20 protein-coding genes and 1 pseudogene are annotated in these 21,182 nt (G+C 46.7%); 16 read left to right on the forward strand and 5 right to left on the reverse strand.

What is annotated here, in order from left to right; genetic code table 11:
* The 5 genes and pseudogenes from H6F91_RS20095 to H6F91_RS20115 all read left to right on the forward strand — a co-directional run.
* The coding region (locus tag H6F91_RS20095) for a transposase (protein ID WP_190771277.1) at positions 1-101 on the forward strand (101 nt) is incomplete at its 5' end.
* A 19-nt stretch (positions 102-120) separates the two neighbouring features.
* Positions 121-1,935 carry an ATP-binding protein gene (locus H6F91_RS20100; protein ID WP_190789441.1) on the forward strand — a complete coding sequence of 605 codons (1,815 nt, stop codon included), beginning with the start codon at positions 121-123 and terminating at the stop codon, positions 1,933-1,935.
* Between the two features lie 374 nt (positions 1,936-2,309).
* Positions 2,310-2,519 (forward strand): annotated as a pseudogene (locus tag H6F91_RS20105) (magnesium chelatase domain-containing protein); the annotation flags it as partial.
* A 671-nt stretch (positions 2,520-3,190) separates the two neighbouring features.
* On the forward strand, positions 3,191-4,573 hold the full coding sequence (locus H6F91_RS20110) for a hypothetical protein (protein WP_190789442.1): 1,383 nt from the start codon (positions 3,191-3,193) through the stop codon (positions 4,571-4,573).
* A gap of 197 nt (positions 4,574-4,770) precedes the next feature.
* The gene (locus tag H6F91_RS20115; RefSeq protein WP_190789443.1) at positions 4,771-6,189 is read left to right on the forward strand and encodes an ATP-binding protein; all 1,419 of its coding nucleotides are present in this window, start codon (positions 4,771-4,773) and stop codon (positions 6,187-6,189) included.
* Between the two features lie 282 nt (positions 6,190-6,471).
* Here the strand turns inward: H6F91_RS20115 and H6F91_RS20120 are convergent, their stop codons facing one another.
* Positions 6,472-6,627 carry a hypothetical protein gene (locus H6F91_RS20120; RefSeq protein ID WP_190770838.1) on the reverse strand — a complete coding sequence of 52 codons (156 nt, stop codon included), beginning with the start codon at positions 6,625-6,627 and terminating at the stop codon, positions 6,472-6,474.
* Between the two features lie 241 nt (positions 6,628-6,868).
* Here H6F91_RS20120 and H6F91_RS20125 point away from each other — a divergent pair, with 241 nt between their 5' ends.
* The 5 genes from H6F91_RS20125 (at position 6,869) to H6F91_RS20145 (ending at position 10,530) form a co-directional block, all read left to right on the forward strand.
* Complete coding sequence (locus tag H6F91_RS20125; RefSeq protein ID WP_199307954.1) at positions 6,869-8,146, forward strand: EAL domain-containing protein; 1,278 nt, start codon at positions 6,869-6,871, stop codon at positions 8,144-8,146.
* Positions 8,147-8,421: 275 nt separating this feature from the next.
* A complete protein-coding gene (locus H6F91_RS20130) occupies positions 8,422-8,697 on the forward strand; it encodes a hypothetical protein (RefSeq protein WP_190770839.1) in 276 nt (91 codons plus the stop codon).
* A complete protein-coding gene (locus H6F91_RS20135) occupies positions 8,694-8,864 on the forward strand; it encodes a hypothetical protein (RefSeq protein WP_190770840.1) in 171 nt (56 codons plus the stop codon). Before H6F91_RS20130 ends, H6F91_RS20135 begins: the two co-directional genes overlap by 4 nt.
* 689 nt (positions 8,865-9,553) lie before the next feature.
* Positions 9,554-9,772: a hypothetical protein gene (locus H6F91_RS20140; protein ID WP_190770841.1), complete on the forward strand. Its 219-nt coding sequence runs from the start codon at positions 9,554-9,556 to the stop codon at positions 9,770-9,772.
* A 482-nt stretch (positions 9,773-10,254) separates the two neighbouring features.
* Positions 10,255-10,530: a hypothetical protein gene (locus H6F91_RS20145; RefSeq protein WP_190770842.1), complete on the forward strand. Its 276-nt coding sequence runs from the start codon at positions 10,255-10,257 to the stop codon at positions 10,528-10,530.
* A gap of 572 nt (positions 10,531-11,102) precedes the next feature.
* On the opposite strand, the gene H6F91_RS20150 is transcribed toward H6F91_RS20145, so the two are convergent.
* Entirely contained in the window at positions 11,103-11,360 is a 258-nt protein-coding gene (locus H6F91_RS20150; protein WP_190770843.1) for a hypothetical protein, read from the reverse strand.
* Positions 11,361-11,972: 612 nt separating this feature from the next.
* Positions 11,973-12,161, reverse strand: a complete 189-nt coding sequence (locus tag H6F91_RS28605; RefSeq protein ID WP_347280063.1) for a M23 family metallopeptidase — start codon at positions 12,159-12,161, stop codon at positions 11,973-11,975.
* 645 nt (positions 12,162-12,806) lie between these two features.
* On the opposite strand from H6F91_RS28605, the gene H6F91_RS20155 reads away from it, so the two are divergent.
* The 3 genes from H6F91_RS20155 (at position 12,807) to H6F91_RS20170 (ending at position 15,619) form a co-directional block, all read left to right on the forward strand.
* The gene (locus tag H6F91_RS20155) at positions 12,807-14,084 is read left to right on the forward strand and encodes an EAL domain-containing protein (RefSeq protein WP_199307955.1); all 1,278 of its coding nucleotides are present in this window, start codon (positions 12,807-12,809) and stop codon (positions 14,082-14,084) included.
* A 499-nt stretch (positions 14,085-14,583) separates the two neighbouring features.
* Entirely contained in the window at positions 14,584-14,874 is a 291-nt protein-coding gene (locus tag H6F91_RS20165; protein WP_190774328.1) for a hypothetical protein, read from the forward strand.
* 310 nt (positions 14,875-15,184) lie between these two features.
* A complete protein-coding gene (locus H6F91_RS20170) occupies positions 15,185-15,619 on the forward strand; it encodes a response regulator (RefSeq protein ID WP_190774329.1) in 435 nt (144 codons plus the stop codon).
* Positions 15,620-15,721: 102 nt separating this feature from the next.
* Here the strand turns inward: H6F91_RS20170 and H6F91_RS20175 are convergent, their stop codons facing one another.
* Positions 15,722-15,940, reverse strand: coding sequence for a hypothetical protein (locus H6F91_RS20175; RefSeq protein ID WP_190774330.1), 219 nt, complete (start codon positions 15,938-15,940; stop codon positions 15,722-15,724).
* Between the two features lie 229 nt (positions 15,941-16,169).
* On the opposite strand from H6F91_RS20175, the gene H6F91_RS20180 reads away from it, so the two are divergent.
* From H6F91_RS20180 to H6F91_RS20190, 3 genes are all read left to right on the forward strand, one after another.
* Positions 16,170-16,592: a hypothetical protein gene (locus tag H6F91_RS20180; protein ID WP_190774331.1), complete on the forward strand. Its 423-nt coding sequence runs from the start codon at positions 16,170-16,172 to the stop codon at positions 16,590-16,592.
* Positions 16,593-17,473: 881 nt separating this feature from the next.
* Complete coding sequence (locus tag H6F91_RS20185; RefSeq protein WP_190789444.1) at positions 17,474-17,698, forward strand: hypothetical protein; 225 nt, start codon at positions 17,474-17,476, stop codon at positions 17,696-17,698.
* Positions 17,699-19,154: 1,456 nt separating this feature from the next.
* Positions 19,155-19,436: a hypothetical protein gene (locus H6F91_RS20190; protein ID WP_190774333.1), complete on the forward strand. Its 282-nt coding sequence runs from the start codon at positions 19,155-19,157 to the stop codon at positions 19,434-19,436.
* 1,007 nt (positions 19,437-20,443) lie between these two features.
* Here H6F91_RS20190 and H6F91_RS20195 read toward each other — a convergent pair.
* The gene (locus H6F91_RS20195) at positions 20,444-20,896 is read right to left on the reverse strand and encodes a hypothetical protein (protein ID WP_190774335.1); all 453 of its coding nucleotides are present in this window, start codon (positions 20,894-20,896) and stop codon (positions 20,444-20,446) included.
* Positions 20,897-21,182 lie beyond the last annotated feature (286 nt).

Raw genomic sequence — 21,182 nt, forward strand, 5'->3', positions numbered from 1 at the left:
AACTGAAGCAATACCGGGGGATTGCAACCCGGTACGATAAGCTAGCGGAGAGCTTTTTAGGGGGTATCTACCTGGCAGCAACGCTCATCTGGCTTAATTGATGACACGCCCTAGGAAAATATGGACATCTTTGAATTCTCGAAGCAGAAGAAACAGATATCGAGTCGAATAGAAACTTTACAAAATCAGATCGGCCTCACAAGCGATACGAATTCTGAATTATTAGAGCAGTCTCTAGAAGAACTTCAGGTTGCCATGGAGGAACTGCAGGTTGCTGAAGAAGAACTGCACCAGCAAAATGAAGAGTTACTCGCAGCCCATATAGTCATTGAAACGGAGCGGCTACGTTATCAAGAACTTTTTGAGTTTGCATCCGAAGGCTACCTGGTGACCGATGCCTATGGCGCGATCCGAGAAGCCAACAAGAAAGCGGCTGATCTCTTGGGAGTTAGCCCATCCAAACTGCGCGGTAAACCCCTCATCTCTTTCATTGAACTGGAAGCACGAAGTATTTTCCGGAAGAATCTGCTGCATGCACTGCAACTTGATTCGGAATATGACTGGGAAATCAAAATCCAGCCACGCCAGGGCTACGCCTTTGACAGTGCTCTTAAAGTCGCGGTTGTGCGGCAAGAAGAGGGAGAGCCGACCGCTTTGCGATGGATTGTTCGGGACATTACGCCTCAAAAAGAGGCAGAGGCTCAGCTTCAAGCCCTGAATACGCAACTGATGCAGCGTAATGTTGCTGATGAAGCCCTGCGCCAGATTGGCGATCGCCTCCGCGACAACCTCGACGAAGCCCATATCCTGCAAACGACCCTGCAAGAACTTACCCTGGCGCTGAATCTAAAAGCCTGTGACATTGGCCTTTACGACCTGTCAGCCCAGACCTCTACCGTTCATGGCGCATTTACCCAAATACCCGTTTCTCCTTCCAATCGGGGAGTTGTAGCCATGCAAAGCTTCCCAGAAGGGTATCGGCAATTGTTGCAGTGTCAAACGTTCCAGTTTTGCGAATTGAATAACCCAATCCGGGGTGAGGTTTCGATCCTGGCATGTCCGATTGTCGATCACCAGGAGGTGTTAGGCGACATCTGGTGTTTTAGTGCCAAGGAGCAGGCATTAACGCCGAGTGAGGTGTACCTGATTCAACAGGTGGCTAAGCAGTGTGCGACCGCCCTCCGCCAAGCTCGCCTCTATAAGGAGTCGCAAAACCAGGTTGAACAGTTGAAAAAACTCAACTGGTTAAAAAATGACTTTTTAAGCACGATTTCTCATGAATTACGGACGCCATTAACCAACATGAAAATGGCCCTGTATGTAATAGACATCGCTAAATTTGACGAGCAGAGAGAGCGGTGTTTGCACATTTTGCGGGAGGAGTGCGATCGCGAAGCCAATTTAATTACAGATCTCCTCGATTTGCAATATCTAGAAGCAGGAGCCTACCCAGAACTGGCCCTGGATAGCCTGGATGTGAGAGCCTGGCTCCCTAAATTTGTGGAGCCGCTCAAAGCCGCGTTTACGACGTCCCAACAACCCTTCTCCATCCAGCTCTCCCGCAAGTTGCCCCGCCTCCTGACCGTTCGCCAGAAGCTAGAACGCATTCTGCAAGAACTTCTAAAGAACGCCAACAAACATACCCCTTTCGGTGGTGAAATCAAACTGACGGTTGAGCGCGATGTGGAGAGCGATCGCCTGCTCATCATCGTACAAAACCAGGCTGAAATTCCTACCGAAGAGTTGCCCTATGTCTTCGAAAAGTTCTACCGTACCCCCAACTTCAATCCTTCCTTCATTGACGGAACGGGCCTCGGCCTTCCCCTTACTAAACGACTGGTGGAATACCTACAGGGCACCATTACGTTAACCAGCGGCCAGGGTTGGACAAAGGCGACCGTGAGCCTGCCGCTCCACCTGCGCCACAAGTCCTAGGGATTCATCAAACACAACAAGAATGCAGAAGTCCTAAATAGGGAAGTCAGCTTGTGTTTGAAGGTGCAAAGCACTTTCAAACACAAGCTGACTTCCCCTGTTGCCGTGACGCGACAGCATCCGAGAAATACAGTGGTGCTTTCGTACTGTTTTAGGGAACTCTACAGTTTATGGGTTTATAACCACTGCCCTTTAATCTACCTGAGCAGGAGCAGTTAAGCCTCTTCTGCTCATACAGAGCCCTCTATAGAGTAGCCGTATGTTTTTTGCTGGGATGCCCGATACGCAGACATCCCAGCAAAAAAACGTACCGTTCTCATCCGAAGCGGAGCTTGTATTACGTGGGCTGAATGGCGATCGCAATTAGGAATTGTATGCTTTCACGAGTCTGGAGTGCATCACTCATTGGCATTGATGCGGTTAAAGTTGGGGTTGAAACGGACATTGCCGGGGGCTTACCCGGCATCGTTGTCGTGGGCCTCCCGTCTCAGGAAGTGCAGGAATCAAAAGAGCGCGTTAGGGCCGCGGTGAAAAACGCAGGTTACGCCTTTCCCATGCGCAAGATTGTCGTTAACCTCACCCCTGTTAGGTTTACTTGGAGTAAATAAATTGAAAACGGCTGAAAACCCTTCTGTTATGAGAGGTTCAAATTTTTGGTGGGTGTAACGAGTCGATGAGAGGTATGGTCCTGCTCTGGTTGGTTACGATTTCTTATAATCTTTGGCGGAAAGCGGGAACCTGCTTCCCTACATTACTTCTACTTTGTAAACACGTTTGAGGAACCCATTCGCTTTCTTGAGCAAATTGTTCATACTTTTCTCCTGTCGAAGCAATTGGGAATAGTATCATTGAGCGAACGGACAGTTATTATTCATCAAACTTCCTGTGGACAAAGCCATGAAGCTCTAACATGATTAAGCGGTGCTAAGAAAACTGCTGCCGGTTACAGAAAGACAAAGAAGTTGATCCAGCGATGGTGGAGGGAACTAGATCTTGCCCAAGAGGCTTTAGCAGACCGTGGAGGTTTTTACTATACGTTCATCTCTCTTGTTGAGAGGGGAGGGACAAGTCCTACTTGGCTAACGTTGATCGGCTAACTCAAATCCTTGACATTTCAATACAGAGCTTTTTCTTCGATATGAGGTGGAGCTGCCGTCTAATGATTCCACTGAGTAACAGTGATAAATTAGATATCAATTGATGTTTCTCTATATAATTTCAGTTTTTCTTCGTAAAAGTGAGCTGGAAATTGACTATGACGCCTGAAAAAACGATGGGTCAGAAATTAGAGGAGATACTGAAAAAATGGCGTGGCTTTCCGAACCTTACGGCAGACGGTAGATATGAATTCTTGACTCAAACTGTGTTTGCGAACTCAGTTGAAATGAAGGATTTTGTAGAACTTTATAAGGATCCTAAAAATGTAATTCTTATAAGGAAAATCTGGTCAGTAATCATTCATGAAATAACCCATTGGCTGGATCATACAAGCACTCTTTGGGGCCAAAATAATCTTGTCTCTATATATAATGCGTTTAATGCCTTTTACGTCCAGGATGAAGAGGAGTTATGGAGAATAATAAAACTATTTTCTGAGATTTCAAGAAATAATTGCGAGGATTACTATCGTGTAAACGGTCCAGCAATTCATAGTAATTCCTGGCGTAGAGTACCATGGAAATATGAGTACTCTTTTGGCTTGCAGTATGGCAGTGATGGTAGACTCCGGTCAGATCGTCCATTCCTAACTACACGATTTAAGAGCTTTGAGGATTCTCTTATCAGCCGAGTGCCACTTTCTATTGTTTCCTTAATGGAAACAATAGCTACAGCCGCCGAGTTTGAGCTTGAATATACAATTATTTTTCCTGAACTTGAAAAACAACTAGATGCGGATCAATTGCTAGTTGAATCCCAATTGTTTCAGTCTATGTGTATTGAGAAAATTTATAATCCAGAGCTAACTGCTTACTCAGTGGCGACTCATTGTCTCGCCAATTTTATGGAAATTCAGGATATTGGATTAGCTTATCGGCTCTCATCAGCTCTAGCATCATTATGCCTCAATCTTCCCTCTCAAGTATTTAGTCAGCTTAAATTACCTAAAGATTTCAAAGAACAACAGCCTTTATCAATACATAGATTTATAGATGAGAGAGCTTCTCAACTGTTATCTGGAAAAGATAGAAGCTTTGCTTTCTTTGTGCTGGCTCAATATGCTTCAAGTGATAATGTTTCAAATTTATATGAGTGGCTTGAAAGCGTAGTCACTTCTGCTGGCTTGCCTCCCATTCCAGAACTACAAAGTATGGTGGTTAGTGAAATGGAAGTTATAGAGCAGGAGATGTTAAATGGCCCCCTAACAGGTCGTCTGAGAGGAATACTAGAAATCGGTAGGCAAAACTTCATGAAACGAGGTATGAGTGGCAATCATTTAATATGCCTGGAATCACTCTTCTCCAAGAAGAAGGAACTAAAGTTACCTCCAATACTGTTAGGAGATGATCAAGTCATTGATATTGAATCAGCGTCAAATTTAGTGCCATATCCTGTTGATGAGCTTGAAAGCTGGATTTTTGAAGTATGGGATCTTGAAGGTAGATTAAGAGAATTTCAACGAGCATGTATAGCTTATTGATAGAGATACTATTTATAGTTCGTATCTCTTCGTGTTGTCTTATTTTTCTAACACTGATACTTAAACATTGATAGGAATATTAATTGAAGACTTTAAGATTTTCACTCTAAGATCTAAGAGAATCTACATTTATTGTCCCCCCCCGCAGCGGTGTAAGATAAAAGGCTATTGTGTTACTGGATGACCTAGAGATAAACATGGTTACTCTTGAAAGTCTAGAACAATGGCTACTTGCTCCGTCAGAGACGGAGCAGCTTGAATTTAAGGAAGCTAAACAGCAATACGATACAACTAAACTTTTACGGTACTGTGTGGCTTTAGCTAATGAGGGTGGAGGTTATTTAGTCTTAGGCGTCACCAATAAGCCTCCTCGTACCATAGTTGGGACACAGGCATTTCCATCTCCAACGTCTTTGAACAGTGTTAAAGCTCTAATTGTAGAGAAACTTAGATTTCGGGTAGAAGTAACAGAGCTACAGCACCCTAATGGTCGGGTGCTCGTTTTTGAAATACCTACTCGTCCTGTAGGGCAAGCATTCACTTTTGATGGCGCTTACTTGATGCGCGCGGGTGAAGATTTGGTGCCAATGACGCCAGATATGCTCAAGCGCATTTTTGCTGAAGATCATCAAGACTGGTTTTCTCAACCTGCTCGCTCTGATGCTAGCTCTGATAATGTTATTGCCCTTCTCGATACCCAAACATATTTTGAGCTGTTAGATATTCCCTATCCAACAAGCCGCGATGCTGTTTTAGAGCGGTTGCAGAGTCAAGATTTAATTAAACAAACATCTCAAGGTTGGATAATCACAAATCTGGCCGCTATTCTTCTGGCAAAAAAATTAGATGCCTTTTCTTCCAATCTGGCTCGTAAAGCTCCCCGTGTCGTTATATATGAAGGCATAAACAAGCTTCAAACGCGCGATGACAAGACAGGTAATCGCGGTTATGCAGTTGGCTTTGAAGGGCTAGTTGATTTCGTCCACTCAGCAGCCCCCAAAAATCGCTTCATTGAAGAAGTAATGCGGGAAGAAGTAAAAATGTTTCCAAAACAGGCTTTGAGGGAGTTAATTGCTAACGCACTAGTGCATCAAGATTTTCTCGCTACAGGTGCTTCAGTAATGATTGAGATGTACAGTGATCGAATTGAAATTTCTAATCCTGGTATTCCACCTATTCAAGTAGAACGCTTTATTGACGAATATCGTTCACGTAACGAGCAACTCGCTGACCTTATGCGTCGTTTTGGCATTTGCGAGGAAAAGGGTAGCGGTATTGACAAAGTAGTAAGTGCAGCAGAGATTTTTCAGTTACCTGCGCCAGATTTTCGAGTTGGTGAGACACGTACTACATCCGTCTTATTCGCTCATCAAGACTTTTCCGATATGGGTAAATCAGATCGAATTCGCGCTTGCTACCAACATTGCTGCCTAAAATATGTTAGTAATCAACGAATGTCAAACCAGTCTCTACGGGAACGATTTGGTTTTGACGAGTCGAAGAATGTTTTAGTGTCTCAAGTAATTGGTGTGACCAAAGAAGCAGGACTAATCAAAGCAGATGACTCTGCTTCTAGTTCGACTCGCTATGCTCGTTATCTTCCCTTTTGGGCCTAGTAGTGCTTAAAAGCAAATCTATATAATTGAGGCTCAAAGCCTAAAATGCTTACAAATCAAGTACTTGGGTGCTTAAAAGCAAATTATAGCTGACCATGCAATAATTTTTACTCAGAGCTTTATTTCATCCTCTTTATGATTTTATATAGGATCTTGCATAGGACGATTTGAAGGCAAAAGATGAGGCATAACCTGTCTCTATTACATATGGTCTTGGGTTTTGCTCAAAATCTGCTGATGTTTAGAAAACCCTCCGTCTGGTTCAATCCCTATAAATTTCTATCAAGGAATGATAATATTAGGCTGTTGCGGCTGCACCAACTCGATCGCACCCAACTTCTCTCCCAGCTCGGCCAGGTGGTCGGTGAATTGGTTGACATTATCAGCAACAGTGGCAGCTCCAGCCGTTAGCCCAACTACAGCTGTCCTATTAGTCATCAGACGCTTTAGGCGACGACCTACTTTGTTGCGACCGGGTAGCTCTAGGCTTTTCAGATTCTTCTCCAGATCCTCCAGTTCTATAAGATCTCTTTATATGGATTAGTAATTTCTTTTGGAAAAGTTTTAGATTTGTTCTTTCAATAGCTTAACAAGTCAAAACAGTTGGGTAATATTAGCTTAGTGTTCTGCGAATGATGACAGGCGATGCGAGTTAGACTTCTGTTCTTGGAGAACTTTAATGGAAGCCAGAGACTCTTACCTGTCAGGAGAGCCGCCATCGTTAGATTTGACTACCGTCCCGGATATTCTTTTAACCCAAGCCCGAGAAAATAAAGCTTCCATTGCAAAGACCTTGCAGAATGTTTTAAGGCTTATCCGCTCTCATCTAGACATGGAAATCGCCTTTATATCTGAGTTTCGGGATGGAAGGCGTTTCTTTCGGTATATCGATTCAAAACATGAAGAAACTCCAATTCAAGTTGGGGGCTCGGGCCCTTTAGATGAAAGCTATTGCCAGCGAGTTGTCGATGGACGCCTACCTGAGTTAATTACAGATGCCTTGCAATGTCCGGCAGCTCTGGAATTAGAAGTCACGATAGCTCTGCCTGTTGGAGCCCATCTCAGTGTTCCGATCCGTTTAGGCAATGGTCGTCTCTATGGTACCTTCTGTTGCTTTAGCCGTGAGCCTGACCCAACTCTGGTCGAGCGAGATCTTTCCCTAATGCGGGTATTTGCAGAATTTGTCAGCCAGCAAATTGAGCAAGACCTTGTCGCAAATCAAGCCCGCCGTGAAGTAACCGAGAGAATTCTTTCAGTCTTAAACACCTCAAGTATTGGTATTGTCTACCAGCCAATCTACTGTGTCTCCCAGGACCGTTTTATTGGTTTTGAATCCCTCACCCGATTCATAGCTGATCCACCTCAAGCCCCAAACGTTTGGTTTGATGAGGCCCAACAGGTAGGTTTGAGCGAGCAACTTGAAATGCTTGTGATTAGTAAGGTTCTTCAGGACATGCCTCAATTTCCTGACGATGTGTATATTACGCTCAACGTAGCCCCCGAAAATATCCTAAGTGGAGCAATTACCCGGTCTCTAGTCAATGCTCCCCTTGAGCGGATTGTTTTGGAAGTTACAGAGCATGCGCCTATCGATGATTATGAAACCTTTGAACGCACGCTCTTCCCACTCCGAGACCAAGGGACACGATTAGCTGTAGATGACGCAGGGGCGGGATACGCCAGCTTTCGACACATCCTGAACCTGAAGCCCGACATCATCAAACTGGATATGAGCCTTACACGCGGTATACACCTGGATGCTGCCCGCCGTGCACTTGCCACAGCTCTCATTACATTTGCTGGAGAAACAGAGAGTCAAATTGTGGCCGAAGGGGTTGAAACCATAGCTGAATTGGAAGTGTTAAAAAAACTGCGGGTTAACAAAGTGCAGGGGTACTTGATGGGCCGTCCCATGCCGAGTTCTGATGCGACTGCATTAGTGCAGACGTCCAGCTAAATTTCCACCGGCCTGGTAATCATTAGAGCAATTAGCTAGTGGGGTTAAGGCAGAGGGGTGAAGTCCTTCTTAAGACTTGGTAAATTAAGCGTGCCGTATCCTGACGTCAAGCCCGTCCACGGAAAATTCAAGTGGTTGTGACACCCCGCCAAAACCATCTGAGGGGCGGGATTTTTTTTGAACAAGTGGAGGCGAACGCCCTAGGGGACAAATTTCCTGTCTCTCTGCTGCGGTTCAAGGGAATATTCTAGGGAGGGAGCGGGAGGGCGATCGCTATGTTTGAAACGCACTATTTTGTGACGGGCTCTTATGGAGTGCTTTCAAACAAAGGAGAAGTTTCGTTCTCGTTCCGCAAAAAAGTTTCGTTGCAGCACGACGGTACACCCGAAGGCGAGAGCGAGGAATTGCATAGATTGATTGAATCGCTGGAGAAGGAAGCGATCGCACAGCATGGACAACACTGGCGTGCTCAAGGTTTTACAGATTCTGATGCTAGGTGGCAGCTATTAACCATCACACCCCTCGCTACTTCTAGAAGGAGCGAGCCATGACTGAAGCAATCAAGCGGTTGAGTATGGGTGTGGGGTTACTGCTCATTACTGCTCTGCTCATCTATGCAGGGATGAGTGGAAGTCGGGAGCTGCCTGAGAAAATACTCATCATTCTCGTGGCTGCTATAGGTGGATTCGGGGCAGGTTATGTACTTGGGAGAGGGTAGGGGTGATCGCCCCTCGCTGTTGATGGAAAAAGGCCCGGAAGAGGTGCTACCGAGCGCGACTGAATTAGAAAATCTATTCCAAATCCTCTCACCATCCACGGCAACAACCTACAGCAGATCCACCAGTAGGCCGGGGGGAGTGGTCAGGGGGATAGGTGATGATGCGGTAGTGACAGCAGGGTGCTTAACGTTGCCCAGGTTACAGTGAATCGGTTGGGGACGAGGTAAGGCGGCAGCAAAGAAGAACTAGGCACTGCCCCTCTCTCGACTCCATGGGATACTTTTGACAATGATAGAAGACCGATCGCATGCCTAAGACCTACTACCAAGACTGCTTTTACTGTGACGTTAACAACTGCACTTGCGAACATCCTCGGGGCTGCGAGTTTCTGGCTTATATCGTGCGGTGTGCAGGGGCAGGGGTAAGGATGGATGCCTCAGACTGTCCTGGATTTAAATCAGTGGAGGGCACACGGTGATTGAAAGCTGTTGTTATGACTGCATCTTCTGTGACCCATTGAATGAGGAGTGCGGGGGGTGCATTCATCCCTATGGGCCTGAATTTATGGCTTACATGGATAGCTGTCAAATGACAGGAATAGTTGTCAGCCCTCTAGACTGCCCTGTGTTTAAACCAGTAAAGAGTGAATTACTAAAGACCACACCCCAACAGCAAGGGATTCAGAGCCATGACCGACGATGAACTAAAAGCACAGGTTTCCGAACTCGTTCCTTTCATAGAAGCGCTAACGGATGAAGAATTCGTGAATCTGCTACATACAGTCAGCAGAATGCAGATTAGTCGAGGACTGCAAGCGGAAGACGTAACCCTGTACCCTGCAACCCCGGAGGAAATCATAGCCATTCTTGAAGCTATTAAGAACCCAGGCGCTCGCCCCAAGCAATGAACCAACTGCGGAGGGCAGTTCATCCGTGAGTGACAATCGCTCAATGCCTAATTTTTCCCGTCGCTAAACTGCTTATATAGGCCTATATTTTTCCAAAATCACGTCTACCGCCCATGAAAAACCCGCGTCGTCTGCGAGTACGACGCGGGAATCAAAACTTACGTGTTTTGAATTGTGCCACAAGTGGCGATCGCAATGCCTTAAACAAAAATGCCCGACCGCAGAAGGCAGGGCGAAAGTAGATTAATGTTTGAGATCTTTATAGTACACCTGAGCTGAATGCCCACTACAACTCCACCAGCAGAGCGGCGGCAGTCATTGTGGGAAAAAGTGGGGGTGGCTTGGGTGATTGGGTTATGCCAGAATGAGTGCCATTCCATCACCCATCCTTCGGGATAGTCGATGAGGGGTGATATACCTTGCCTAGATCTGGTCATGGAAGGGATTACCCTTGAAAAAGCTGAAAAAGCGAGGCAGTTGCGATGCTTACTAATGAAGCAGAGATCAAATTGCAAGCCCGAATGATAGCAGCTCGTTCCCCTCTGTCAGCCGATGAGGCTGAATGCCTTATCCGCTTCACCGACGAGGACACAAAGCTACTGGAGCAATGCGAGGAATTGGCAAAAAGGAGCGTAAGCTTTGCCTCCATAACTCAGTGGCTTGAGGGCAAGATAGGACGGGTTGAACCTGGTTCTCAGGCCTACACCTTCTGCGAAGCGGTTCTAAACCTCGTCTCCAAACGTGAGCGGCAGCGCTAATAGACCGATGCAGGGCTGTCCAGCTTGAATACCAAGCCGGGAGATAGCGGTGTGAAATTAGAAACCGATGTACAACTGAAACAATGACTGCCATCAGGTCAGTTGGGGCTGAAGCCGGAGACAGGCGATTGCGATGCAAGGTAATGAAGCAGAGATCAAGTTAAAAGCAAGAATGTTAGCAATTCGCCATCCGATCAAGGCAGAGGAAGCCGAGCACCTGGTTCGAACTATATACGGGAACGACGCATTGTTGAATGAGTGCCTAGTGCTCCTGAGTCAAGGGATACGCCTTACTTCCATCAACGAATGGCTTCAGCAAAAGCTGGGGCTGATTGAAAGGGAATCGCAGACGTACAAATTCTGTGAAGCGGTTCTCAATCTCTCGTTAGGAGCCCAGCGCAACTTACTATGAAAAACCCGCGCTGTTTGGGGTCACGCGGGCTATGACTGTAGTTTGCTGAATTGTGACATGGAGAACAGGGCGACAGGTCTACCCAAAGGGCGAACGCCACAAAAAGCCCACCTCAAACAGCAGTAAGGTGGGTCTTAGTCCGTGATTAATTCAATTCAAATTATCCTTCGAAAAGGATAGTAGAAAAGGTTGTCTGGAATACAAAGAGCTCTAGCAGCGCAATCGCCAACAAAACTAGGGATCGCTCTGTGGCCCGCAGAAAAGACCCACGCTTGTTGAATTTGGTGCAGACGCGGGTCGGGTCATGGCACTGAATTGTGCCATAAGCCATAGCAAGTTTTGTCCACCGGGAGGGCGATTTGAGAGCGATCGCTCTAGCCATTAATCCTCGCTTCTCACCAGCCCCAAGAAATCGCAAGCCAGAATTGCGAGGCAGGCTTAGCCATCGGTCCTATTGGAATTCAATTCGCTTTCAATGTTTTCCAAAGCATCCACCATCTTGAATGCAGGCACAATACGCCAACTTAACAACCCTAATTGCTGTCGTGTTTTCCCAGTAGCTGCTTCAATCCGTAGCAATAGACTTTCAAGCCGACTAGAATATGGGCTGCATTATAATTTGACCAACTCAAAAACTTGACAAACAACGGCTTTTAAGTCGTTAGAAGGGGTTGTCAGCTATTTAGAGATTAGACAAGAACAAGTAAGCGGAGCAACTAGCTAGGCGATCGCCTCACAGCGCTCTACCCCTACATTCTGTTTGTGTTGCTTGGGGCTCAATCTGCCCGAATGCTTGAGCACCCCTAAGTACCGGGAACGTGTTACTGGAGGAACTACTCTATAGTTACCTCCGGCACTGAGTTCGATGAGAATACCCAAATAAGAAACTCCGCTGAATAACGGAGGAAACGTTCCTTACTTCTTGAACGCGCTCTAACTTTATTGGATTGGATGTAAAAAATTTGTGCAACCAACGAAAGGGATACGCGTAGCAAGTGGGGAAAAGATTATTCACCCTGCTGTCATTCTCCTATGAGGGAAAGCGATTCACCTTACAGTGCCCTATCCCTACCCTCAGTTTGTGTTGCTTGCAGGTCGATGCTTCCGAAAGTTCGAGCCCCCTGGATGTCGAGGATGTGCTGCTGGGGTCTGCCTTGCCGTTGTCAGAATTTATCTCGAAATGTAGGTGAGGGCCGGTAGAGTTGCCTGTGCTGCCCATCAAGGCGATAAGGTAGCTGATCTGCTAGTAATTGTGAGTATTGCCACTACTCCTCCAATGGGTATCGGTTGTAAATCTCTTGTGCCTCCCGTGGAGTAACCTCCCACGTAGGAAATAGCAGATAACCTGGTCGAACTAGTCGCTTTGCAACAGGAAGGCTAATGCTTCTATACAAAAACCTTTCAGGAGAATTCGGACTCCAAACATCAACTTCGACCCCTGGCTCATTGGGATCAATCACAATCTGAAGGTCAGGTGGCATAAATTTTGAGCAGCAGCAACACAGCAGTGAAATACAACAGCATTCACTGGCGTCACTTTTAATACATGTTGAAAGGTGTTTCCTCTCTATCAATCTGACCTACCCTCTGAAGACTTGAGAGAGTAAGGCCGAATGATAGATTTCACTATTCAGTATAGATTAATACTGTGCTTTATGGATAAATACGTAGATACTGGCATGAAGGGATGGCCTCATGTACCCATAAGCGCCTATGAAGGGTTAGTTGCAGCAGAGGTGTGACAAAGAACCGTCTGAATGAAGACAGCTAAGAAGCTGAGATCCTTGTGTACTATCTACATAGTGTTCTCTAAGTGATGATAGGCAGCCGATGCGAGTCAAACTTCTGTTCTTGGAGATCTTAAATGGAAGCCCCAGACTCTTGCCTGTCAGTAGAGCGGCTATCATCAAACTCGACTGCCGTCCCAGATATCCTTTTAGCCCAAGCCCGAGAAGATGAAGCTTCCATTGCAAAAACCTTGCAAAACGTTTTAAGGCTGATTCGCTCTCATCTAGACATGGAAATCGCCTTCATCTCTGAATTTCGAGATGGAAGGCGTTTCTTTCGATATATCGATTCAGAGCAGGAAGAAACTCCAATTCAAATTGGAGACTCAAATCCTTTAGAGGAGAGTTATTGCCAGCGTGTTGTCGATGGACGTTTACCAGAGTTAATTACGGATGCTTTGCAATGTCCAGCAGCACTGGAATTAGAAGTCACTGTAGCACTGCCCGTTGGCGCACATCTCAGTGTTCCGATCTGTTTAGGAAATGGCTGTCTCTATGGTACCTTCTGCTGCTTTAGCCGTAAGCCAGACCCTACCCTGATGGAGCGCGACCTTTCCCTGATGCGAGCATTTGCAGAATTTGTCAGCCAGCAAATTGAGCAAGACCTTGTTGCAAACCAAACTCGCAATGAAGTCAGAGAGAGAATTCTTTCAATTCTGAATTCGTCAAGTATTGGCATTGTTTACCAACCCATTTACTGTGTCTCCCAGGCCCGTTTTATCGGTTTTGAATCCCTCACTCGATTCATGGCTGACCCACCTCAAGCCCCAAACGTTTGGTTTGATGAGGCCCAACAGGTAGGTCTGAGCGAGCGACTTGAAATGCTTGTGATTCACAAGGTTCTTCAGGATTTGCCTCAATTTCCTGACGATGTGTATATTACGCTCAACGTGTCTCCTGAAAATATCTTAAGTGGAGCAATTACCCGGTCTCTGGTAGACGTCCCACTGGAGCGGATTGTTTTAGAAGTTACAGAGCACGCGCCTATCGATGATTATGGAACCTTTGAACGTATGCTCTCCCCACTACGAGACAAAGGGGTACGATTGGCTGTAGATGATGCAGGGGCGGGATACGCCAGCTTCCGGCACATTCTGAATCTGAAGCCAGACATTATTAAGCTGGATATGAGCCTTACCCGCGATATACATCTAGACGCTGCTCGCCGTGCCCTTGCTACAGCTCTCATTACATTTGCTGGAGAAACGGAGAGTCAAATTGTGGCCGAAGGAGTTGAAACCATAGCTGAATTGGAAGTGTTAAAAAAACTGCGGGTTAACAAAGTGCAGGGGTACTTGATGGGCCGTCCTATGCCGAGTTCCGATGCAACTGTATTAGTGCAGGCGTCCAACTAAATTTCCGCAGTCCTAGTAAGCATTAGAGCAATGAGCTAGTGGGGTTAAGGCACAGGGGTGAACCCCTTCTTAAGACTTGGTAAATTAAGCGTGCCGCATCCTGAAGTTAAGCTCGTCCACGGAAAGTTCAATTGGTTGTGACATCCCGCCAAAACCATCTGAGGGGCGGGATTTTTTCTTTTTAGACAAGTGGTGGCGAACCCAGTAGGAGCGAAGTTTCTGTTCCTCTGCTGCGGTTCTAGGGGACATTCTGTGAGGAGAGGGAAGGGGTAGGAGAGGGCAGCAAACTAACTGAGGAGCATGTGCTAATTCGCTATGGGTCAGATGGAGAGGTTGTTGGACTCACAATCCTGAACGCCAGCAAGCGCTAGAATACCTGGAAATCTCAAGTGCCCCGCCACGACTGTGGATGGAAGCCGAGAAATTTTTCGCTGATAGCATCCAAAACCGATGCTCTCTCGTACAAGAAAAGTACAGCTGTGTCTGGAGTCGTGTTCTCATGAATGCTGACGACCTTCGGCAACGTTTACTTGAGTGCGATCGCTACATTCTTGAATTGCAGTATGAGCTTACAAAAACCTTGGAATATAAACAGGTATTACTGAAGCACCATGCTGCCCTGTCGTCCCATGAACAACCTGGCTCAGAAATTGACGCTAGACTTCGAGGGCTAGAGAAAGAAATAACTCGGGCAAGTACGACCTTGGAAAGGCTCCGCTCCAATATTGCTAGTTGCTCAGATTTACGGGCAAGCATGGAGCGTTCGTGCCCTTCAGATATTGATGGATGAAGCGTGCATGGCGATCGCCTCCATCAGGATGGAACTGACATATATTGGGGCTGGTCAGTGGCAGCAGGACTGCTAGGAATGCACCACTTAGGGGGCATCTGTCAGATTTATGCTCATCGTGTTTAGAGGTTGTAGAGCACGATGAGCATGAATGAATTTTGGGGAATATCTGGGGGGATAAGTTGGGGCGACCGCCTCAGTAGATCTGTCAAAAAAGATACCCCAACTTCCTCTTATTGAGCAATGCCCCTGCTCTAAGGAAACTGTAAACAGGAAGAAGCCCTCAATCCTCCCTTTGAAAGTGGTCCCTATGGTTCAGCAACCCGTTGAGAGTAAACTTGATCTTCAAGGGTTAAGGATTCTACTTGCCGAGCAGGACTGGAACACAGCTGAGCTGCTTCTCCTAATCTTGAAGAGTGCTGAGGCAGAAGTTGTTAAAACAGACTCAGCGTATGCAGCTCTGCATCACTTGCTAAACGAGCCTATAGATCTGGTCGTCTGTAACATTCAACTACCTGACATGCACGGCCATGAGCTAATTCAGCAAATCCGCTCCAGACCCGAGAGGCGCATCAACCAGATACCAGCGATCGCACTTATTCTTACGGTCAATTCGTACTCCTACGCAATTGCTGAGCGCACAACGACAAGCGCAGGTTTTGACCGATTCATTTCTCTACCCGCAGAACCAGAAGAAATTGTAAATACAATTCTTGCTCTAGCCGGAAAGGCCAAGGGGCAGTAGGGGCGTCATGCAATAGTGAATTCACCCCAGTATCATTAGTCAAGCGATGAGACTCAGGCAAGCTTAACTATCTTGTCAAAAGTTAACTCGCTTTCAATGACCTTAAGCATCCACCGTTCCAGATGCAGGTGGAGTACGCCAATCTAGCAGCCCTAATTGTTGTCGCGGCTTTCCAGTTGCGGCTTCAATCCGCTGCAATAAATTTTCGATGCGATTGTACTGGTATGTAAAATTTGCTCCAATCTTGATGCGACGTGATAGGTCACTCAGCGCTTCTACAAGGATTGCAGCATCTTGATCTGTTAGTAACAGGTCATTCATGATTATTTTGTACACAAACAAAGAAACACATCTAACAGTAGTTACAGAAGGCTGGATACAGGAGTTGTATGCACCTATACAACCTGCTGATGGAGGTTTTCTTGCTTAACTAAGAAATTGTGAGAATTCTGTGAGGCGATCGCCATCGTTTTCAAAAAAACACTCCTGGTGGAGTGGGCGGTTCTTGATCTCAGGTGTAACAGTACAGGAGGGGATATAACGACAGAACATGACTGAATTTAAGATGCTGGATGCTATCGCGGCTGAAATTGGTTCTCTTACAGTGGAGAATAGTAAATTTCGCCGAGAAATAGAATTACTTCAGAATGAAGTTGAATTGCTAAAGCAGCGGGCTACTGACGCTGACACAAATTTTGAGGCGATTAGGCAAGATGCCGGAAAACTGAGACAGGCGTTAAGTGAATTGCGTGCTAATGCTGCACAGCTTAGAGCCGATGCCGCGCAAATGAGAGCGAATAGAGCACAAGGTTTGGCTGATGAAAAGCAACAAGCAGCCGACCAAGATTTACAGCAACAAGATTCTTCCCAAATTACGTCTTCTCAGATAGAGGCAGACAAGGCTCAGGATTGGGCAGATCAAGCACAAGCAAGAGCCGATATTGCTCAAAGGAAAGCTGACGAGCCGCAGTGAAGCCCTAAGTTGATAGAACCAAGCCTGCGCAGGCGATCGCAGGGATTGGGCTCTAGGGCAACGACTTATATAGACTTATGTTTTTTGAAATTCTCACTTTCCTCAATGAAAAACCGCATCACTTTTGGGTGCAATGCATGGGGGGGGAACCAAAACTTATGAGGATTGTGCCCTAGGGTGCTGCTGGATGCGGGGCGATTGAACTGTGGTCCCTAGCAAAGGCAGAGAGTCGCGTTCAGCTTTAATTCCCATTTCGGATGCCTCATTCCATCCGCTCATATAAGACGGATCCTCTGGCAGCTGGGGAGATGGATAAAGGTCAAGATAATAGTCCACAAATCCTGTTGCTTCTCGGATTGCAGGTGGCTGAACACACAGACGCAAAAGGTATCTGTCCACATTAGTCATGTATCAATCATGCTCAATTCATCTCACTAAATTCATTGAACAGTAGGATTGTGAGAATCTTGTGTGCGTGGGCTGCGGCTTCATGGCGTTTTCATGTGAGGCGATCGCCTTCTCTGTTGACGATCAAAGCATCCGCCATCTGTGCATCAGACGGTGCATTCTTAGCGGATGAGAAAAGGCCCGCTGGCTTGTCACACTAGAAATGTGGCCCTGTTGATGACATCTACTTTAATGAACAATTCAAGATACCCTGCAACAAGTGTGGCTCTTAAGCTTGGTTATTACTTTTCCGTAAGCCATCGAGGGTATGGTCGGTATTATAATTTGACTAATATAAAAACTTGGCAAACGACGGCTTTCAGGTCATTAGAGGGGGTTGTTAGCTATCTACAGGTTAGACAAGAACAAGTAAACAGAGCAATCAGCTAAGCGATCGCCAAAAGAAAGCTCACCATCGAGGGGTGCGTGGATATTTGACCTGTGCTGCTGGCTTTGTCGAATGGCGGCGATCGCTAACGCCCCCCAATAAAAAAACCGCCCCTAGGAGGGCGGGCGGTTGTTTGTATCAGATTGTATCCGTCCTCATTATTCCACCGATGAAGGTCGCCCTCCACAACAGTTTGGCAGTGGATGAGGTCTTAGGTAGCAATCGCATCCATCAAAGCAAAAGCTTGCATCCTGTAGGCAATGCGGGCTGAAATCAAGACTATTGGGATTGTTGCACGAGTGGCTATCGCAAATACTCTCGCAGCAGCCCAACAAAAAGCCTTGGCAGCAAAGGCCAAGGCTTATCAGGTATGCTTTATTGCTCTATCATCCCACCCACACCGGGCACCGACCGACAGCAGAAACACTAATAGAGCGGCAGAAATTGTTGAGGGTGCTAGGTGGGGGTGCGGAGAATGCGAGTCAGTTGAACGATAGCAAGTTTAACGAGGGCGGCTCTCTGTTTTTAGATTTAACCCCTATTCTGTCAGCATCATCCCATCCACGCATATAGAATTCATCGTCGGGGAACCGAGGGGCTCCAAAGGAATCAAGGCAACGATCCATAAAGCCAGCTGATTTGCGACTGTGAGGAGGAAGGCCAACTGGCCAACCAAAGTTATTACTCATCTCAATATCACTCATCTTGACGACGGCAAAACTCGGTAGGTACTGGCTTAAGATTCCCCATTCGTCACCCATGTATCGGTTCGGTTGATGGGCGATCACCCACATAAAAGAAAACCGCCATCAAATTGACAGCGGCAACCCCTTCAAAGGTCTTGGCTTAGAATTCCCAGCGATCGCCCAGCGCCTAACTGTCAGGAGCGGATGTAGGGTTGATGAGCAGCAATTTATTTATTCTGAGTTCTAGCGCCCATCCCTTGAGCCTCATTCCACCCACACATATAGACTGCGTCATTAGGCAACCGAGGGAATGCAAAAGAATTCAGGTAATGATCTACAAAACCTGCTGATTTGCGGCTCCGAGGAGGAAGATCAGCGAGCCAACTAAAGTCACTCATCTCAACGTTATCCACTAGGAATGTACTCCAGATTACGGTTTTCCGAGTGAGAATATGGAGCGTGTTTCTACTCCTGTTTTGTACCAAAAACCCCCATTTTTTGCGGGGAATGCGGAGCAGAGGTGGAGGCTCCTAGCGATCGCTCAAGGCAAGCAAAACTACACACCACTGAAAGAAGTGCGGGAAGACCCGAAATGTATTTGGAACTATGCCATAAGGGAAAAAGCTAGGGCTGTCAGTAGAGGAGAGCAGCAGAGACACGCCCTTAGTAAAACCCCCAGCAACAGAGCTGGGGGAACCATTCGATTGATCTTGACTATATCTTCCCACTCTATCGAGCAGCAACTCTACAGCAGATCCACGAGGAAATTAGTGACACTGGCTGAGAATATGGGATTGCCTCAAATAAAAGCCGCAGTGCGGTGGAGTGCACGCAGCGTCAGTGCTAATCAATTGGATTGTGTCACAAGGGACGATCGTCAATAAAAAGCCCGCCTTCAATGGTGGGCTGAAATTTGACCTATGCTTACTGCTCGCATTGTTACATGTATGAGGCGAGCGGCCCCCCTGCCTGACCGTAGCAGACATTCGACCTGCTTCTTTTGTGCTAGATGTGAATATAGAGTCGATGGAAGTGATCCCTATGCTGCTCAATGCAACCAGACGCATGATCTTGAAGATTAAGACGGTAGCTCCCCTGATGCAGGGGAAATGGGAATTTCGCCACGGAGAAGAAGTTATCAAAGCTGAAACCCTGGATCCAGGGGTCGCTACCATCAAAGTTCCTCTGGTTCCTGGAGATGCCCTTGATGTAGAGGTACAAGTGGCAACCCAATACGACTACAACCACGAAGTAGTCTCCACGCGCTACACCATAACCAAGGTCAACGCTGTCCTATTGCAAGCAGCATTGGCCAGGGCATAAGAGCGATCGCTCTCACTATCTCACTTTGGAACTCCATAGTCCTTCTCAAAAGCCCCCAGCTTGCAGCATGGGGGCTTTTTACTGTGGTTGCGATCGCAATCGTATTGAAGACCACGTAAGATCCTGGTGAACTAGCAAAACGAAGGGACGTTGCATGAATGAGCAGATGAAAGGGGTAGTTGTAGGAGCCGTTTTTCTCCTTGCTACCACTGCATTTGTCTATGAGGGTATAGCTGAAGACAAGCAGCTATCAGAGCAGGTCATCTTGGTAACTTTGGCTGGCTTGGGTAGTTTTGGCGCTGGCTATGCACTTGGGAGAAGCTTTTAGGGCTGCGATCGCCCATGACCGCCGAGATGGCTAAGAATGCAGACGATTGGCTTTTGCGGGGAGCGATCGTCCCCACCCACACTATTTAGACCACTCCCCTCGGACAGAGATACTTTGGTGCAGAACTAGAGTTAGATGATGGTTATTAATAAATCTTTCGCTGTAAATACATGGATAACCTGCACCTGAATCTTGATGAGCTTGTGCTACTTGAATCAGCACTACTGAGCTATTACCAGGCTTGCAAGGAAGTCCACGGGTACGGTAGCAAAACCCTCGCTGTCTCAGCATTAGTCAAGAAGGTTCAGCAGAGAATTGACTTTGAAAAACAAGCATAGAGCGATCGCCACCGCCCGTAATAAAAAGCCCACCCCATGAGGAGCGGGCTGTTCTCTATACCAGGTGTATCTACCGTCATTCTCCTACCCATGCCCGTCACCTTCCACAGAAGATTCACCAGCACTTCAGCAAATAGGTAAGGGCGATTGGTGGAGGCGCAGAGAGCAGAAGAGATAAAAGAGGTGGTAGCAAAACTGGGCTATATTGCCGATCTCATAGAAGAGGACGATTGCTTACCAGCAGAAACGGTTCAGTAAGTTTCTCGTCTAAAGCTTAACTGATGTGGCTTAGATACATTGTTTTGGGTTTGTTCCTCACCCTGAAAACCCAAGAGACAAGATCAAGCCTCTGAGTCAAGAGCTAGTGAACTCTTTAAGAGGATACCAATGGTAGGGTTTCCCATACCTTTTGTGGGAAACCCTTTCATCTTAGCTGCAAGGATGAAGACTCCATTTGAAACGTAGGGGCAAAATCCTTGAGCCTTTCCCCATTTCTCTGCCCGGTGCTTCCAATGGTAGGACGAACGCTGCTTATCAGTGATCGCTTTGGTAGGTGTTAGTTTTGCCAGGTAACACAACGCAGTAAAAAGCTGTTCCTGTAAACCTACCTCGTCTTTGATAGACAGCATTTGGTTACGAAATTCCTGCCACCTCTCCAAGGTCGCATGTCCAGATAGGCTACTTTCTCCTACGAGCCCGTATCCGGCAGAAGTTAAACGTTCATCACTGCTGAGAATATCCAATGCTTGCTCTATTTCTGTTTTTGTTGGCACTGGATAGCTGGCTTTGCTCATAGTCACCCTTGCAGAACTAAATCTACGTTGCCAATGTAACGCAGCGTTGCCTTATAAGAATGATCGCTCTCAGCCTTCCAGTTCAGTCAACCCTGCAAGCAGTTCCCCTGCTCCAAAGCTTCAGCAAATCGCTGGTTTATACTCCTACTTTGTTTACATGTTCATCAAGTAAAATTGTTGTGAAAGCGTTTTGAGCATTTCGCTAAAGATAAAATCAGGTAGGTGTAGCCCAGGTGATCACGGAACGGCCTGATGACTCGATCTTGGGTTGCTCGTTCCTTTTGGC

This window comes from Leptolyngbya sp. FACHB-8, from assembly GCF_014695575.1.
GTDB lineage: Bacteria > Cyanobacteriota > Cyanobacteriia > Elainellales > Elainellaceae > Vacuolonema.